The organism is Pseudomonas sp. Irchel s3a18 (genome assembly GCF_900187535.1).
Lineage (GTDB): Bacteria > Pseudomonadota > Gammaproteobacteria > Pseudomonadales > Pseudomonadaceae > Aquipseudomonas.
This window is the reverse complement of sequence record NZ_FYDV01000024.1, coordinates 30928-47801: the sequence shown is the minus strand read 5'-3', so window position 1 is coordinate 47801 and position 16874 is coordinate 30928. Positions and strand designations below refer to the sequence as shown.

Genomic DNA, 16874 nt, shown 5'->3' with positions numbered 1-16874 from the left:
ATCGCCAGCTGTCGTAAATGGATATGTCACGCCGTCCCTGTGGGAGCGGGCATGCTCGCGACAGCAAGGGGCCCGCCGCAATCAATGCTGGCTGACACGGCTCCTTCGCGAGCAAGACTGCTCCCAGATCGGAGAGCCGTGAACCCGTGGAATGGTTGTGTCAGAGAAGTTTATGTTCCATCGCGTACTTCACCAGTTCCGCCAGGGAGGTGATGTTGAGTTTCTGCATCAGCCGCGCCTTGTGGGTACTGATGGTCTTGCTGCTCAAGGCCAGTTGCTGGGCGATATCGTTGACGTTGGCGCCCTGCGCCAGGCGCTCGAACACCGAGAACTCACGCTCCGACAGCAGCGAATGCAACGGCCGAGAATCCGTCAGGCCGACTTCGAAGACCATGCGGTCCGCCAGTTCCGGGTCAATGTAACGTCCCCCCGAAGCCACCTTGCGGATAGCGGTCAACAGCAGCGCCGGGTCGCTGTCCTTGGTGGCATAGCCGGCAGCCCCCACCTTCAATGCCCGAGCAGCCATTTGCGCCTCGTCGTGCATCGACAGCACCAGAATGGCCGGTGGATTGTTCAGCGCGCGGATCCGCGGGATGGCTTCCAGCCCATTGACGCCTGGCATGGAGATATCGAGCAGCACCACCTCGCAGGGAACGTGGCGCAAGGTTTCCAGCAGTTGTTCGCCATTGCTCGCCTCCCCTACCACCAGCAAATCCTTGGCCAGGCCGATCAACTGCTTGATGCCCTCGCGGACGATGGTGTGGTCTTCGGCTACCAGTACACGGATCACAGATTTCTCCAGAAAAAACAGCGTCAGGCTTCAAGCAACGGTACGCGGACCTTGAGGGTTGTGCCTTCACCCGGCTCGCTGTCCAGGATCAGTTGCCCCCCCATGATCAACACCCGCTCACGCATGCCAACCAACCCAAAAGACGTTGACCTGCCCGTAGGGGCGACAAAACCTACACCGTCATCGCTGATCGTCAGGCATAACTCGTCGTCTTCCAGCACCAGCGTCAGCTCTACAGTATGCGCCTGAGCATGGCGCATGACATTGGTCAGTGCTTCCTGCAGTATCCGGAACAGGCCAATAGCCTTGGCATCGCTGAGACTCGGTAGATTATCCGGCACCTGCACCAGGCACGGTATATGCGTGCGCGCTTCGAAGCGCCGGGCCTGCCACTCGATCGCCGAAGCGATCCCGGCGTCGAGAATCGGCGGACGCAATGCCGTGGCGACGTCGCGCACCAACTGGAACAGCTGGGCGATCAGGCGTTTCATGCTGTTGAGGCGCTCCCCCAGGCCCGGATCCAGATCGGCGTAGGCCAGTTCACACATGGATGTTTCCAGCTTGAGCACGGTCAGCATCTGCCCCAGCTCATCGTGAACCTCGCGAGCAATCCGCGCTTTTTCCTCTTCGCGCACACTTTCCAGGTGCGCCGACAGCTCACGCAATTGCTCCCGCGAACTGGCCAGCTCCAGTTCGATGCGCTTGCTCTCGCTGATGTCCCAGACAATGCCGTCCCAGACAAAGGCACCGTCGTCGAGACGGCGGGTGATGGCTTTGATTTCCGCCCAGCGCTGCTGGCCCTGGCGGGTGACGATTCGCCCTTGCCACGACCAGTCGCTGTCGGTATCCAGGGCGTGGTCCTGGGTCTGGTGATAACTGGCCTTGTCATCCGGATGCACCAAGCTGCGCAGGCCCATGTCGCGATGGCTCAAGGTCGCGGGCGAGTACCCCACCAGGCTTTCGCTGCCTTCGCTGATGTAGGCAAAGTCGATTTGCCCGGTCACTGGCGCCCGCTCCAGCCGAAACACCAGACCGGGAACGTTGGCGGCGATCCCCTGCAACCGTGCCTCGCTTTCTCGCAAGGCGGCCAAGGCCCGACGCCGCTCGGTGACATCATTGAGGTAAACCACCAGGTATTCGCTGTCGCGAAAGCGCAGGAAACTCAACGACACGTCAGCTGGCAAAATACTGCCATCGGCACGCACGCAGTTGGTTTCGAAACTTTGTGCCCCCTCTTCACTGGCCCGGGCACGCTTCCAGAGGTTCAACCAACGGTCCATGTGCAGGCCCGGTTCAAAGTCGATCAGCGGCCGATCGATAACGCCGCCCGGTGCATAACCAAGCATGTTCTCGGCGGCACGGTTGGCGTAACGCACATGGCTGTCCCAATTGACCCAAAGGATTCCGACGGTACTTTGATCGATTGAAAACTGGGTCAGGCGCAACGCTTCTTCGCTGGCTTCGCGCCGTGCAATGTTCTCCCTCGCGGCCAGCAAGCGCTGCTCCAGCACGTGTTGCTGACGACGCTGCCAGATCACGATGGCCATGGCACCGAACGCCACCACGACCAGCAGCAGGCAGAGGTTTTGCCAGAACCCCGGTGACTCCGACAACTGCGGGTATTTGGGTTGTAGCCAGCGTGCGTGCAGCTGTTCCAGATCCTTGGCCGGTATCGCATGCAACGCACTTTCGACAATGCCGGCCAACTCCGGCCAGTCGCGGCGTGTCGCCACCCTCAGCAACTGCGGCAGCCCGATATCGCCAACCACGACCAACCCGGAAAACTCAGGTTCGGCAGACAACCGACTCAGTTGGGCCTCATCGACGACAGCGTAGCGCGCCTGCTGAGTCAGCAGCAATTGCAGGGCCTGACGCTCCAGCGGTACGCCTTGCAGGTTGAGGTTGGCGTAATTGCTGCGCAAATAATCGGCGATTGCACTCGGCATTCGCACCGCGACCCGCGATTGACTGTCGAGTTTTTCCAGCTCCACCGCCCCTGCGGTTTTCTGCTCGCCCACCACCAGTTGCGGCACACGCATGTAGGGGTCGGTGAATTGCCACAGCCGCAAGCCTGCCGGGGTTTGCGTCAGGCCAGGGGCGACGTCGACCTCACCTTCGCGCGCTGCGGCCTCCAGTTGCGTCAGATCGGAAAAATGACGCCAGGTCAGCTCGACATTCAGTGCGCCGGCCAACCACTGCATCAACTCGATATTGGCCCCGGACAAACGCTGCAAGCGCCGGTCGTACTGGGCATAAGGCGCTTGCAGGACCACCCCCACACGCAACTCGCCGTGCTGCGCCAGCCATTGACGCTGGTCACTGCTCAGCGGTACGACGCGCGCAGGTGGTACGGCGATCGCCCACGCCATCAAGGGAAGCCAACAACAGCCGATAACCAACAGGCAGCGAAAACGCATCATCCGAAGTCTCACACACTGACAAATACTGACCAACCCATTAGGCTGCCGGGATTACTTCTGGCCTGGAATATCCGATGCCCCCTGTCTACCGCTCGGCACTGCCAGCATTGTGCCTGTCGCTGATACTGCCTTGTGCCTTTTCAGTTCAGGCTGCCGACCCGGCGCCCGCGACACCTGAAAAAACAGCCGAAGAAAAAACCCTGGAGCGCCAGCCACTGCCTGAGCGTAGCCAAGAAGACGCTGCCGCTCTTGAGCGCACGGTCCCCGCCCAGGAGCAACAACGGTTACAGGCGGGCAGCGAGACCTTTCTGGCACTCTGGAAGCCGGCCAACACCAGTGACCCCAAGGGTGCCGTGATTATCCTCCCGGGCGTCGGTGAAACGGCTGACTGGCCTCAAGCAATCGGTCCTTTACGGCAAAAATTGCCCGATGCCGACTGGGGCAGTCTGAGTCTTACCCTGCCAGACCTGCAAAGCAATGCCCCACAGCCACGTATCGTCAAGACCCCGCCGCCCGCCACCACCGAGACGCAGAGCAAGGACGCCAGCACGGCGGCGCCCATCGAACAAGTGGCAGGAGGCGAAGGGGACATTGCGGATCGCCCGCTCGCCGAAACCGGCGAGGAGCGACTCAAGGCCGATGCCGAGCGGATCTACGCACGCATCGATGCCGCGATCGACTTCGCCGAGCAACAGAGTGTGCGCGGCATTGTCTTGCTGGGCCACGGCACCGGAGCCTATTGGGCTGCACGCTACCTGAACGAAAGACAACCGGCACAGGTTGATAAGTTGGTAATGATTGCGGCCCAGGCACCTGCTCCCCAGCCCGGTTTAAGCGAACTGACGACCCAACTGAAGCTGGCAACGCTGGACCTCTACTACATGGACAAAGCGACCGCCCAGAACGCGGCCCAGGAGCGCTTGAAAGCGAGCAAGCGCCTGAAAGACTCGACCTTCAGGCAGATTCCCCTCAAGACACTGCCGGGTAACAGTGCGGCCCAGCAGGAGCAACTGTTCCGCCGCGTGCGTGGCTGGTTGAGTCCACAGAGCGCACAAAGCTGATCGAGCCCGGGCCTCACCACAGGCCCTCCTTCAGGCAGCCCGACTAACGAAAGTCCCGCCGCTGACGAATCAACGTGTAAGCGTTGTGCAACTCCCGGGTCTTTTCTGTCGCCTCACGCACCTGGGACGGTGTCGCGCCACTGCCGGCAATCTTGTCCGGATGGTGGCGACTGAGCAGGCGACGATACGCGCGCTTGATCTGTGACGGCTCACTGGTGACAGACACCCCTAACAGGCGCATCGCCTCCTGATACGCCTCGCCACTGTTGGGCCGCTCTCGCTTGTGCGGTTCGTAGTCACTGGCCAGTGCCTGCACCTGTCCAGGCGTGCAGCCCAGCCATTTGCCCCACCGTGCAATCAACTCGCGCTCGGCAGCTCCGGCCCGTCCGTCCGCCCAGACCATCCGCCAACACGCACGCAAGACCCCCTCCGCCGCATGAGGCTGGGCCCGCAATCGCCGCAAATAGCCACGCAAGCGATCACGCCCGGACTTGCCCCGATTGAACGCGGCGATCGCCCGTTGCTGCGCAAAATCGTTCATCTCCAGTGCTCGCATTTCCTGACGTGCCTGGTAGATATGGCTATCCACCACCCGGCCGTCACTCTTGGCCAGGCGCCCGAGCAACACAAACAGCAGTTCATCGTTACGCAACATCGAACGACCGCCCAACTGCTCACGCAAATGCCCCAGGCTTTGCAGTTGCAGGCGTCTATCCAGCGCCTGTCCCAACAAAGCGCCGAGCATGGCCCCCGGTATGCTAGCTATGGCAAAGCCAGCCCCGGCTCCAATCAGAGTCCCTGGCCACAGCATCTCAGCGGCTCGCTTGCAGCAAGTGTTCAACTTCGGCCAGACGCTCGTGCGTGCCCACGTCGACCCAATGCCCCTGCAGTCGCTCGCCCGTCACCTGCCCTTGGGCCATGGCCTCGCGCAACAACGGCGCCAGCTTGAAGGCGCCCTCACGGCAACCGGCAAAGAGCTTCGGATGCAGCACCGCGATGCCACTGTAGGTCAGGGTTTGTGCGTCCGCCCCGGCGTCATGCACCTGCCCCTCGACCAGACTGAAATCACCCCGCGGATGGTGGGCCGGATTGTCGGCCAGCACCAGGTGAGCCAGCCCGGCCAGCGGTTCACGCAAGGCGGCGAAGGCGTAATCCGTCCAGATATCACCGTTGACCACCACAAAGGCTTCCTCGCCCAGCAGCGGCAATGCACGGAAGATCCCGCCGCCGGTTTCCAGCGGCTCGCCTTCAGGCGAATACTGAATCTTCAGGCCATAGCGAGAACCGTCGCCCAGATAGTCTTCGATCTGCTGTCCCAACCAGGCGTGATTGATCACCACCTCGCTGAAACCGGCTGCCGCCAGTGCCCGCAGGTGATACTCGATCAATGGCATCCCCCCCACGCGCACCAACGGCTTGGGCGTGGTCAGTGTCAACGGGCGCATACGCTCGCCTTTGCCGGCCGCCAGAATCATTGCCTTCATGCAGAGACTCCCACCGAGGCGCGCAGGCTGGTCAGCAATGTGCCCAAGTCAGCCAGTTCAGGACGACGAGCCAGCACGGCCTCTATATAAGCAAAGAACCGGGGCACGTCCGTGAGGTACCGCGGTTTGCCATCGCGGTGGCAGATGCGGGCGAAGATCCCGATCACTTTCAAATGCCGCTGCACGCCCATCAGATCGCTGGCGCGCAGGAAGTCTTCGAAATCCGGCTGAACCGGGATTCCGACGCTGCCAGCTTGTTGCCAGTAGCTTTCCAGCCAGTCACGCACGCGCGCCTCGGGCCAACTGAGGAAAGCGTCCTTGAACAGACAGGTCACGTCATAGGTCACCGGCCCGTACACTGCGTCCTGGAAATCCAGCACACCCGGGTTCGGTTTGCTGATCATCAGGTTGCGCGGCATGTAGTCGCGGTGCACCAGCACTTTCGGCTGGGCCAGGGCACTGTCGATCAACAGGTCGCTGGCACGCTGCCAGAGTGCCTGCTGAGTGGCATCGAACTCGATACCCAACTCTCGCTTCACATACCATTCGGGGAACAGTTCCAGTTCGCGGCGCAGCAGTGCCACGTCATAACTGGGCAGCGGTGCAGTCATCGGCAGCTGTTGGAAGGCCAGCAATGCCTGCAGCGAATCCTTGAATAAATCGTCGGCATTTTCGCCGTTGATCACGTCCAGATAGGTCTGATTACCCAGGTCGTTGAGCAAAAGAAAACCGCGATCAAGATCCTCTGCATAGATTTTCGGCACATTGATGCCCGATTTCGCCAGCAAAATGGCGATATCCACAAAGGGCTTACAGTTTTCCTGAGGGGGGGGAGCGTCCATCACGACAAAGCTCCTGTCGCCGCCTTCCCAGCGAAAATACCGACGGAAGCTCGCGTCGCTGCTGGCCGCAGTCAACGTGGCCTGGGGTACATCCCCCCATCCTTGAGCGGCAAATACAATTGCCAATTGCTCATCGAGCCAAACTTTCAGGTGTTGCAAGCGTACATCTTGATCAGGCATTACAAGGGTCTCCGACGGCGCTAGCCGTCAAGCGGGTCATGCTTTATTATCCAGCATCTTTTTCAGACCATCGAGAGGCGTGCGGCCCACACCGCGGGCAGATGGCACGCAGGAAGCCCGGACTAATAAGATGGCATTGAAATCCCCCGCGTTTCGTAAAAAATTTCCGTTGTTTGTGACCGGCAGTCTGCTGGCCATGCAACCTCTAGCCACTTCCTTCGTGGTCGCCGCGGAACAGTATGACTGCTCAGTCTCTGCTTCGGGTGCCTGGGACTGCGCGCCGAAAACCAACGCGGCTCAACTACCCCCGCGCCCTGTGCATGATGCCAGTGCGGTCAGTTCGAACAACGAATCGGCAGCAGACAGCACAACTGAAGTCGAAACCGCCGACAAACCGGTACTGGTCACCGAAGCCAAGGGCCGTGGCCTGAAGTCGCGCAGTGCTGACTACAGCCACCTCGACTGGGTTCCGCGCGAGCAGCTCACCGCGGCGCAACTGGCCGAAACAGGCCCTTATTGCGCGGGCGCCTATGTCGAGCCGACTCGTCCTGGCATGAATGACACGACGGACAAGAGCGACGCCCCCACCTTCATCGGAGCCAAAGCCTCCCGCTACCAGCAGGAAGAGCAGATTGCGACCCTGGCCGGTGACGTGGTCATGCGCCAGGGCAGCATGCAGGTCGAGGCCGACGAGGCCAGCCTGTACCAGGCCGAGAACCGTGGCGAACTGAGCGGCAATGTGCGCGTGCGCGACAACGGTGCACTGATCGTCGGCGATCACGCCGACGTGCAGCTCGACACCGGTGAAGCCAAGGTCGACAACGCTGAGTACGTGATGCATAAATCCCGCATTCGCGGCAGTGCGCTGTACGCCAAGCGGGCCGAGAACGCGATCATCCGCCTCAAGGATGGCACCTACACCTCGTGCGAACCGAGCAGCAACGCCTGGCAGCTCAAGGGCAACAACATCACCCTGAACCCGGCGACCGGCTTCGGTACCGCGACCAACGTGACGCTGCGAGTCAAGGACATCCCGGTGATGTACACCCCGTACATCTACTTCCCGATCGATGATCGCCGCCAGTCTGGCTTCCTGCCGCCGACCATCGGCAGCGGCAGCGATACCGGCATGCTGCTGGTCACACCGTATTACTTCAACCTGGCACCCAACTACGATGCCACGTTGTATCCGCGTTACATGAGCAAACGCGGCCTGTTGATGGAAGGTGAATTCCGTTACCTGACCGAATCCAGCGAAGGCCAGTTCGGCGCAGCCTATCTGGACGACAAGGAAGACGAGCGCAAGCTGCAGTCGGACTACGAAAAAACCCGCTACATGTACAACTGGCAGCACAAGGGCGGCCTGGATTCGCGCGTCCTGACCGAAGTCGACTACACCAAGATCAGTGATCCGTACTACTTCCAGGATCTGCAAACCGATCAGTTGGGCGTCCAGAGCGTTTCCGATTTCGTGAATCAGCAAGGTGCGGTCAGCTATCGTGGCGATACCTTCACCGCACGCCTCAACGCCCAGGCGTTCGAGCTGGCATCGGTGTCCAACACTACGCCATATGATCGTTTGCCGCAGATCACCTTCAATGGTTTCCTGCCACAAAAGCCGGGTGGGTTGAACTTCGCCTATCAGACAGAACTCGTGCGCTTTGATCGGGACCTGCAGACAGGCAATTACATCAATGAGAACGGCGATCCAGAGTCTCGTCTCGACAACAACGTCCAAGGCTTGGCGCGAGCCACCGGCGACCGCATGAACCTGGCGCCAAGCGTCAGCCTGCCGCTCGACTGGACCTATGGCTTCGTGAAGCCGTCGCTCAAGTACCAATACACCCAGTACGACCTGGACCTGGACAGCATCGGCAAGAGCCAGATCGCGGCGCAGAACGCCGAAAGCGATCGCCTCAATGGCACTTACGACAGTAACCAGAATCGCGCCGTACCGATTGCCAGCGTCGACAGCGGCTTGTATTTCGACCGCAATACCCAATGGTTCGGCAAGAACTACCGCCAGACCCTGGAACCGCGTCTGTACTACCTCTATGTTCCCGAGAAAGACCAGTCCGACATTCCGGTTTTCGACACCAGCGAATCCACGTTCAGCTATTCCTCGCTGTTCCGTGATAACCGCTTCACCGGCTCTGACCGTGTCGGCGACGAAAACAAACTGTCGCTGGGCGTGACCAACCGCTGGATCGAAGAGAACGGCTTCGAACGTCAACGCATCAGTGTTGGCCAGGCCCTGTACTTCAAGGACCGTGAAGTCCAGTTGCCGGGTATCGATGCAAAAACCCGCGAAGACGCGCACTCCGACGTCTCTCCGTATGCCCTGGAATACGAATACCGCTGGAACCGCGATTGGCGCACCACGGCCGACTACAACTGGGACCCGGACAGCCGCAGCCCTCGCTCGGGCAGCGCGATGTTCCACTACCAGCCTGAAGATAACCCGAACAAGGTCATCAACGCCGGCTATCGCTATCGCAATGACCAGGTCCGTTACGACGAGAACACCGGTAAATGGACCGTGGGTGGTGGCGACTACGGCACCCCGGGCCAGCCTGGCTACGTGAAGGACTACTACAAGATCCAGCAGCACGACTTCTCGGTCATCTGGCCTGTCGTGCCACAATGGAACGCCATCAGCCGCTGGCAGTACGACTACAACCGCAACCGTACCCTGGAAGCCTTCGGTGGCTTCGAGTACGACAACTGCTGCTGGAAACTGCGCCTGATCAACCGTTACTGGGTTTCGTATGACGAGTTCAGTCAAGAAGCGCCGGAAAACGAGAAAGGCGACCACGGCATTTTCCTCCAAATTGTTCTGAAGGGCCTCGGTGGCGTTACTGGCGCCAAGGTAGAGAGCTTCCTCGACAAAGGCATCCAAGGTTATCGTGAACGTGAAGACCAAGCTTTCTGATTGTCTGCGCCCGCTGATGCTGGGCGCGTTGTTCCTGAGCACCGCGGCTAGCGCCGCGGTGCAGTCCATCGACAAAGTGGTGGCCATCGTTGACAACGACGTGGTCATGCAAAGCCAACTGGACCAGCGGGTTCGCGAAGTTCAGCAAACCATCGCCAAGCGCGGCTCGGCCGTTCCACCGGCTGGTGTCCTGGAGCAACAGGTGCTGGAGCGCCTGATCGTCGAGAACCTGCAATTGCAGATCGGCGAACGCTCCGGCATCCGTATTACCGATGAAGAACTGAACCAGGCAATCGGCACCATTGCCCAGCGCAACAACATGACCGTGGATCAATTCCGCGCCGCCCTGTCCCGCGATGGCTTGTCTTATGAAGACGCTCGCGACCAGGTTCGCCGTGAAATGATCGTCAGCCGTGTGCGTCAGCGTCGTGTGGCCGAACGCATCCAGGTGTCCGAGCAGGAAGTGAAGAACTTCCTTGCCTCCGACCTCGGCAAAATGCAATTGTCCGAAGAACTGCACCTGGCCAACATCCTGATTCCAACCCCGGAAAGCGCCAACTCCGAAGCGATTCAGAGCGCTGCACGCCAGGCCATGGAGATCTATCAGCAGCTCAAGCAAGGCGCTGATTTCGCCCAGTTGGCCATCGCCCGCTCGGCAAGCGACAATGCCCTGGAAGGCGGCGACATGGGCTGGCGTAAGGCCGCTCAACTGCCTCCACCGTTCGACCGCGAACTGAGTGCCATGGCGGTCGGTGACGTGACCCAACCTGCGCGCACGCCAGGCGGCTTCATCATCCTCAAGCTGCTGGCCAAGCGCGGCGGTGGTAATCAGGTGCGTGACGAAATCCACGTTCGCCACATCCTGATCAAACCAAGCGAAATCCGTAGCGAAGCAGAGACCAAGCGCCTGGCGCAGAAACTCTACGAGCGCATTGAAGCGGGCGAAGACTTCGCCGAACTGGCCAAAAGCTATTCGGAAGACCCGGGCTCCGCCCTTAATGGCGGCGACCTGAACTGGATCGACCCGAACGCTCTGGTACCGGAATTCCGCGCCGTGATGGACAAGGCTCCACAAGGTCAGCTGTCCCAACCATTCCAGAGCCCTTATGGCTGGCATGTTCTGGAAGTCCTTGGCCGTCGCGCCACCGACAGCACCTCCCAGGCTCGCGAACAGCAAGCGATGACGGTGTTGCGCAACCGCAAGTACGACGAAGAGCTGCAAACCTGGTTGCGTCAGATCCGTGACGAAGCCTACGTTGAAATCAAGCTCCCTGGCGTCGACCAGGCGGCGAAGTGAAACCCCAACGCTTCGCTCTGACACCCGGCGAACCGGCCGGCATAGGTCCAGACCTGTGCCTGCTGCTCGCCTCGCAAGCCCAGCCGCATCCCCTGATTGCCATTACCAGCCGCGACCTGCTCCTTGAGCGGGCCGCGCAGCTGGGTGTGGTTGTCGATCTGCTGCCGGTAACGCCGAACAGCTGGCCAGATATTCCTGCGCCAGCCAACAGTCTGTATGTCTGGGACACCCCGCTCAACGCCAAGGTCACCGCCGGCCAACTGGACAAGGCCAATGCGGCTTTTGTTCTGGAAACCCTGACCCGGGCCGGCCAAGGCTGCCTGGACGGAGACTTCGCCGGGATGATCACCGCCCCGGTGCACAAGGGCGTGATCAACGAATCCGGCATCGCCTTTTCGGGTCATACCGAGTTCCTGGCGGACCTGACCCATACCGCCCAGGTGGTGATGATGCTGGCCACCCATGGCTTGCGTGTTGCGCTGGTCACCACGCACCTGCCATTGCGGGAAATTGCCGACGCCATCACCCCTGAGCGCCTGGAGCGGGTCACACGGATTCTGCATGCCGACCTGCAGCAAAAATTCGGCATCGCCCGGCCACGCATCCTCGTCTGTGGGCTCAACCCCCACGCTGGCGAAGGCGGACACCTGGGCCATGAAGAAATCGACATTATCGAACCCACCCTTGAGCGTCTGCGCGGTGAAGGCATGGACCTGCGTGGCCCCCTGCCCGCCGACACTCTGTTTACCCCAAAATATCTGGAGCACTGCGATGCAGTGCTGGCGATGTACCACGACCAGGGCCTGCCCGTGCTGAAGTACAAAGGCTTCGGCGCGGCAGTCAACGTGACCCTTGGCCTGCCGATCATCCGCACCTCAGTCGACCACGGCACCGCCCTGGACCTGGCTGGCAGCGGAAAAATCGACACCGGCAGCCTGCAAGTCGCCCTGGAAACCGCCTACCAGATGGCCGAGACCCGTTTATGACCGAGCACTACCAACACCGGGCGCGCAAGCGCTTCGGCCAGAACTTCCTGCACGATGCCGGTGTTATCGACCGCATCCTGCGCTCCATTCACGCCAAGGCCGACGACCGCCTGCTGGAAATCGGCCCGGGCCAGGGCGCCCTGACCGAAGGCCTGCTCAACAGCGGTGCCCAGCTTGATGTCGTTGAGTTGGACAAGGACCTGATCCCGATCCTCAACCAGCAATTCGCCGGCAAGAGCAACTTCAACCTGCATCAGGGTGACGCACTGAAGTTCGACTTCAACAGCCTGAATGCCGCCCCCAACAGCCTGCGCGTAGTCGGCAACCTGCCCTACAACATCTCCACGCCGCTGATCTTCCACCTGCTGAACAACGCTGGGATCATCCGCGACATGCACTTCATGCTGCAAAAGGAAGTGGTCGAGCGCTTGGCAGCAGGCCCGGGTGGTGGTGATTGGGGTCGCCTGTCGATCATGGTTCAGTACCACTGCCGGGTCGAACACCTGTTCAACGTCGGCCCTGGCGCGTTCAATCCACCACCGAAAGTCGACTCGGCCATTGTTCGCCTGGTGCCGCACGCCGTACTGCCACACCCGGCCAAGGATCATCGCCTGCTGGAGCGCGTCGTTCGCGAGGCGTTCAACCAGCGCCGCAAGACCCTGCGCAATACCCTCAAGGCCCTGCTGAGCAGCGCCGAAATCGAAGCCGCCGGCGTCGATGGCAGCCTGCGCCCGGAACAGCTCGACCTGGCAGCCTTCGTGCGCCTGGCCGACAAACTCAGCGAACAGGTCGCCGAGAATCCGGCCGACATCTGAGTGGCCTGAAGCGTTATCGGGTAGGAACCAGGCGCCCGGTCTGGTTTACTACCCGATACTTGGCCTAGACTGATCCACATCAGTCACGCCCCGCGTCCCGCTTTGCTTTTAAGGCCTTTTTGCATGTCCGATCCTCGTTATCAGGTCGACGTCAGCGTCGTCACTCGCTTTCTGGCAGAACAGTCACAACCCGAGCACAACCGCTTCGCCTTTGCCTACACCATTACCGTACAGAACAATGGCCTGTTACCGGCCAGGTTGCTGTCACGGCACTGGGTGATCACCGATGGCGACGGGCATGTCGAAGAGGTTCGCGGTGCCGGCGTGGTTGGCCAGCAGCCGCTGATCGAACCCGGCAAGAGTCACACCTACAGCAGCGGCACCGTGATGACCACCCGTGTTGGCAACATGCAAGGCAGTTATCAGATGCTCGCCGACGACGGCACCCACTTCGACGCCATCATCGCGCCATTCCGCCTGGCCGTACCCGGAGCCCTGCACTGATATGGCAACCTACGCCGTCGGCGATCTCCAGGGCTGCCTCGAGCCGCTGCAATGCCTGCTCAAGCGTGTCGCCTTCGACCCGGCAAAGGACCACTTGTGGCTGGTCGGCGATCTGGTGAACCGAGGCCCGCAATCGCTGGAAACCCTGCGCTTCCTCTATAGCATCCGCCAATCGCTGGTGTGCGTACTGGGCAACCACGACCTGCACCTGCTGGCGGCTGGGAAAAACATCGAGCGCCTGAAGAAAGCCGATACCCTGCGCGAAATCCTTGATGCCCCGGACAGCAAGGATCTGCTTGAGTGGCTGCGCCAGCAAAAACTCCTGCACTACGACGAACAACGCGACATGGTGCTGGTGCATGCCGGCATACCGCCGCAATGGTCCCTGCGCAAAGCCATCAAGTACGCTGCCGAAGTCGAGTCCGCACTGCGTGACGACAATCTGTTCGCCCCATACCTGGACGGCATGTACGGCAGCGAACCGGCGAAATGGGACAACGACCTCAAAGGCGTGACCCGTTTGCGGGTGATCACCAACTATTTCACCCGCATGCGCTTCTGTACCCGCGAAGGCAAGCTTGACCTCAAAAGCAAGGAAGGCATCGACACCGCCCTACCCGGCTACGCCCCCTGGTTCAAGCACAAAGAGCGCAAGACCCGCGGCCAGAAGATCATTTTCGGTCACTGGGCGGCACTGGAAGGCCAGTGCAACGAACCCGGTATCTTCGCCCTCGACACCGGATGTGTCTGGGGTGGCGCCATGACACTGATGAACATCGACACCGGCGAGCGCCTGAGTTGCAAATGCGACGAACACGGCCACCTCGCACCGCCTGTCGCCTCACCCACCCCCGAACCGTTGTCGGCCAGCGCCAAGCGCTAGGCTGGCTCCCAGCCAGGCCACAGGAGCCCACCATGAGCGAATTCAAACGCATCCCCCCCGAACAGGCGCAGGCCTTGCGAGAGCAAGGTGCCGTAGTGGTCGACGTCCGCGACCCTGCGACTTTTGCCGCACTGCACATCAGCGGCTCAAAGCACCTGGACAACCATTCCCTGCACGCCTTCATCGCCGCCGCCGATCTGGACGCGCCAACCGTAGTGGTCTGCTACCACGGCAATTCCAGCCAGGGTGCCGCCGCCTACCTGATCAGCCAGGGCTTCTCCGACGTCTACAGCATGGACGGCGGCTTCGAACTGTGGCGCACTACTTATCCTTCGGAAACGGCGCAAGGCACGTCCGAATAATTTTTTTTCAGTGCTGCAGCCCACGCCTGCCGTGGGCTGACGGACGGTCATTTACAACAAATTACGCATTGCCCCTTTACCTCCCCGATTCCGAACTATCCTTAGGCTCAGGCCATCCAAAACAGGGGAGAGCCGGTACACCGGCGTGCGGGTCATCGGGAGTAACCTTTCAGGGTTGATAGCTTTGAAGGTGTTCTGGGGGGGTAAAAAGCAGCTGCACTTTCAGTTGCTTACCAGCATCGACTGATCCGGCGCCGGCTCCACGTATCGAGCGAGGTGTCGTCATGAGTATTTTTAGCCACTTCCAACAACGCTTCGAGTCCACACGCCAGGAAGAGCTCACGCTGCAGGAGTACCTGGAGCTGTGCAAGCAGGACCGTAGCGCCTACGCGTCCTCCGCCGAGCGTCTGCTGTTGGCCATCGGTGAGCCGGAATTGCTGGACACCTCGACCAACTCGAGGCTGTCGCGCATCTTTTCCAACAAGGTGATCCGCCGCTATCCGGCCTTTGAAGACTTCCACGGAATGGAGGAATGCATCGACCAGATCGTCTCCTACTTCCGCCACGCCGCCCAAGGCCTGGAAGAGAAGAAACAGATCCTCTACCTGCTCGGCCCCGTCGGTGGCGGCAAGTCGTCCCTGGCCGAAAAGCTGAAACAGCTGATCGAGAAAGTCCCCTTCTATGCCATCAAGGGCTCTCCCGTATTCGAGTCGCCACTAGGGCTGTTCAACGCCACCGAAGACGGCGCGATCCTGGAAGAGGACTTCGGCATTCCACGGCGCTACCTGAACACCATCATGTCGCCTTGGGCGACCAAGCGGCTTGCCGAGTTTGGCGGCGATATCAGTCAATTCCGAGTGGTCAAGCTCTACCCCTCGATCCTCAACCAGATCGCCGTCGCCAAGACCGAACCGGGTGACGAAAACAACCAGGACATCTCGGCGCTGGTGGGCAAGGTCGATATCCGCAAACTCGAAGAGTTCCCGCAAAACGACGCCGATGCCTACAGCTACTCGGGCGCACTGTGCCGGTCCAACCAGGGCCTGATGGAATTCGTTGAAATGTTCAAGGCGCCGATCAAGGTGCTGCACCCTCTGCTGACCGCCACCCAGGAAGGCAACTACAACAGCACCGAAGGCCTGGGCGCGATTCCGTTCACCGGGATCCTGCTGGCGCACTCCAACGAATCGGAGTGGCACACCTTCCGCAACAACAAGAACAACGAAGCCTTCATCGACCGGATCTATATCGTCAAGGTACCGTACTGCCTGCGGGTCACCGACGAAGTGAAGATCTACGACAAGCTGCTGTTCAACAGCTCCTTGGCCAAGGCTCACTGTGCACCTGATACCCTGAAGATGCTCGCCCAGTTCACCGTACTCTCGCGCCTCAAGGAGCCCGAGAACTCGAACATCTACTCGAAAATGCGTGTGTATGACGGCGAGAACCTCAAGGACACCGATCCGAAGGCCAAGTCGATCCAGGAGTACCGCGACACGGCCGGCGTCGACGAAGGCATGAACGGTCTTTCGACCCGTTTCGCCTTCAAGATCCTGTCCAAGGTCTTCAACTTCGACCCGCACGAAATCGCCGCCAACCCGGTGCACCTGCTCTACGTGCTCGAACAACAGATCGAACAGGAACAATTCCAGGCGGAAACACGCGAACGCTACCTGCGCTTCCTGAAGGAATACCTGGCGCCGCGTTACATCGAGTTCATCGGCAAGGAGATCCAGACCGCGTACCTGGAGTCCTACAGCGAGTACGGACAGAACATCTTCGACCGCTATGTGCTGTACGCCGACTTCTGGATTCAGGACCAGGAGTACCGCGACCCGGAAACCGGCGAAATTCTCAACCGCGTCGCCCTCAACGAAGAGCTGGAGAAAATCGAAAAACCGGCGGGCATCAGCAATCCGAAGGACTTCCGCAACGAAATCGTCAACTTCGTCCTGCGCGCCCGGGCCAACAACAACGGCAAGAACCCGACGTGGCTCAGCTACGAGAAGCTGCGGGTGGTCATCGAGAAGAAAATGTTCTCGAACACCGAGGATCTGCTGCCGGTCATCAGCTTCAACGCCAAGGCCAGCAAAGAGGATCAGCAAAAACACAACGACTTCGTTACACGGATGGTCGAGCGCGGCTACACCGACAAACAGGTACGGCTTCTGTCCGAGTGGTACCTGCGGGTCCGGAAATCGCAATGAGACAGCTGCAAGCTACAAGCCACAAGCTGCATGAGAAAAGCGCGTAAACCCGAGAGCCGGGTAACTGCTTCTACTTGCAGCTTGTCGCTCACAACTTGAAGCTGCCCGGAG

Annotated in this window: 14 protein-coding genes; 9 read left to right on the top strand and 5 right to left on the bottom strand. The window is 60.4% G+C overall.

Annotated features, from left to right (window positions below; translation table 11 throughout):
* Positions 1 to 160 precede the first annotated feature (160 nt).
* Entirely contained in the window at positions 161 to 790 is a 630-nt protein-coding gene (locus tag CKW29_RS23640; protein WP_095082940.1) for a response regulator transcription factor, read from the bottom strand.
* 23 nt (positions 791 to 813) lie between these two features.
* The gene (locus CKW29_RS23635; protein WP_095147240.1) at positions 814 to 3210 is read right to left on the bottom strand and encodes a PAS domain S-box protein; all 2397 of its coding nucleotides are present in this window, start codon (positions 3208 to 3210) and stop codon (positions 814 to 816) included.
* Positions 3211 to 3284: 74 nt separating this feature from the next.
* Here CKW29_RS23635 and CKW29_RS23630 point away from each other — a divergent pair, with 74 nt between their 5' ends.
* Entirely contained in the window at positions 3285 to 4271 is a 987-nt protein-coding gene (locus CKW29_RS23630; RefSeq protein WP_095149210.1) for an alpha/beta hydrolase family protein, read from the top strand.
* 43 nt (positions 4272 to 4314) lie between these two features.
* Here CKW29_RS23630 and CKW29_RS23625 read toward each other — a convergent pair whose 3' ends face one another.
* From CKW29_RS23625 to CKW29_RS23615, 3 genes are read right to left on the bottom strand one after another with little or no spacing between them, the layout of a single operon-like run.
* Positions 4315 to 5082, bottom strand: a complete 768-nt coding sequence (locus CKW29_RS23625; protein ID WP_095147242.1) for a TerB family tellurite resistance protein — start codon at positions 5080 to 5082, stop codon at positions 4315 to 4317.
* A gap of 1 nt (position 5083) precedes the next feature.
* Positions 5084 to 5755: an N-acetylmuramate alpha-1-phosphate uridylyltransferase MurU gene (murU, locus tag CKW29_RS23620; protein ID WP_095149209.1), complete on the bottom strand. Its 672-nt coding sequence runs from the start codon at positions 5753 to 5755 to the stop codon at positions 5084 to 5086.
* Positions 5752 to 6777 carry an aminoglycoside phosphotransferase family protein gene (locus tag CKW29_RS23615; RefSeq protein ID WP_095147244.1) on the bottom strand — a complete coding sequence of 342 codons (1026 nt, stop codon included), beginning with the start codon at positions 6775 to 6777 and terminating at the stop codon, positions 5752 to 5754. Before CKW29_RS23615 ends, murU begins: the two co-directional genes overlap by 4 nt.
* Before the next feature lie 130 nt (positions 6778 to 6907).
* Here CKW29_RS23615 and CKW29_RS23610 point away from each other — a divergent pair, with 130 nt between their 5' ends.
* The 8 genes from CKW29_RS23610 (at position 6908) to CKW29_RS23575 (ending at position 16763) form a co-directional block, all read left to right on the top strand.
* Positions 6908 to 9709, top strand: coding sequence for an LPS-assembly protein LptD (locus CKW29_RS23610; RefSeq protein WP_095149208.1), 2802 nt, complete (start codon positions 6908 to 6910; stop codon positions 9707 to 9709).
* Positions 9690 to 11006, top strand: a complete 1317-nt coding sequence (gene surA / locus CKW29_RS23605; protein ID WP_143496911.1) for a peptidylprolyl isomerase SurA — start codon at positions 9690 to 9692, stop codon at positions 11004 to 11006. The genes CKW29_RS23610 and surA overlap by 20 nt, the downstream gene beginning before the upstream one ends.
* Entirely contained in the window at positions 11003 to 11992 is a 990-nt protein-coding gene (gene pdxA, locus CKW29_RS23600) for a 4-hydroxythreonine-4-phosphate dehydrogenase PdxA (RefSeq protein WP_095147247.1), read from the top strand. Before surA ends, pdxA begins: the two co-directional genes overlap by 4 nt.
* Positions 11989 to 12807 (top strand): 16S rRNA (adenine(1518)-N(6)/adenine(1519)-N(6))-dimethyltransferase RsmA, encoded by an 819-nt coding sequence (gene rsmA / locus CKW29_RS23595; protein WP_095147248.1) that lies wholly within the window; start codon positions 11989 to 11991, stop codon positions 12805 to 12807. Before pdxA ends, rsmA begins: the two co-directional genes overlap by 4 nt.
* A 123-nt stretch (positions 12808 to 12930) precedes the next feature.
* Positions 12931 to 13311 (top strand): Co2+/Mg2+ efflux protein ApaG, encoded by a 381-nt coding sequence (apaG, locus tag CKW29_RS23590; protein ID WP_095147249.1) that lies wholly within the window; start codon positions 12931 to 12933, stop codon positions 13309 to 13311.
* A gap of 1 nt (position 13312) precedes the next feature.
* The gene (locus CKW29_RS23585) at positions 13313 to 14194 is read left to right on the top strand and encodes a symmetrical bis(5'-nucleosyl)-tetraphosphatase (protein WP_095147250.1); all 882 of its coding nucleotides are present in this window, start codon (positions 13313 to 13315) and stop codon (positions 14192 to 14194) included.
* A gap of 32 nt (positions 14195 to 14226) precedes the next feature.
* Positions 14227 to 14556: a thiosulfate sulfurtransferase GlpE gene (gene glpE / locus CKW29_RS23580; protein ID WP_095147251.1), complete on the top strand. Its 330-nt coding sequence runs from the start codon at positions 14227 to 14229 to the stop codon at positions 14554 to 14556.
* Positions 14557 to 14840: 284 nt separating this feature from the next.
* Complete coding sequence (locus CKW29_RS23575) at positions 14841 to 16763, top strand: PrkA family serine protein kinase (protein WP_095082915.1); 1923 nt, start codon at positions 14841 to 14843, stop codon at positions 16761 to 16763.
* The last annotated feature ends 111 nt before the right edge of the window (positions 16764 to 16874 follow it).

Bases quoted from the DNA above. Each gene is read 5' to 3' on its own strand.
- CKW29_RS23635 (WP_095147240.1), bottom strand. From the start codon at position 3,210: ATGATGCGTTTTCGCTGCCTGTTGGTTATCGGCTGTTGTTGGCTTCCC.
- CKW29_RS23630 (WP_095149210.1), top strand. From the start codon at position 3,285: ATGCCCCCTGTCTACCGCTCGGCACTGCCAGCATTGTGCCTGTCGCTG.
- CKW29_RS23625 (WP_095147242.1), bottom strand. From the start codon at position 5,082: ATGCTGTGGCCAGGGACTCTGATTGGAGCCGGGGCTGGCTTTGCCATA.
- murU (WP_095149209.1), bottom strand. From the start codon at position 5,755: ATGAAGGCAATGATTCTGGCGGCCGGCAAAGGCGAGCGTATGCGCCCG.
- CKW29_RS23615 (WP_095147244.1), bottom strand. From the start codon at position 6,777: ATGCCTGATCAAGATGTACGCTTGCAACACCTGAAAGTTTGGCTCGAT.
- CKW29_RS23610 (WP_095149208.1), top strand. From the start codon at position 6,908: ATGGCATTGAAATCCCCCGCGTTTCGTAAAAAATTTCCGTTGTTTGTG.
- rsmA (WP_095147248.1), top strand. From the start codon at position 11,989: ATGACCGAGCACTACCAACACCGGGCGCGCAAGCGCTTCGGCCAGAAC.
- apaG (WP_095147249.1), top strand. From the start codon at position 12,931: ATGTCCGATCCTCGTTATCAGGTCGACGTCAGCGTCGTCACTCGCTTT.
- CKW29_RS23585 (WP_095147250.1), top strand. From the start codon at position 13,313: ATGGCAACCTACGCCGTCGGCGATCTCCAGGGCTGCCTCGAGCCGCTG.
- glpE (WP_095147251.1), top strand. From the start codon at position 14,227: ATGAGCGAATTCAAACGCATCCCCCCCGAACAGGCGCAGGCCTTGCGA.
- CKW29_RS23575 (WP_095082915.1), top strand. From the start codon at position 14,841: ATGAGTATTTTTAGCCACTTCCAACAACGCTTCGAGTCCACACGCCAG.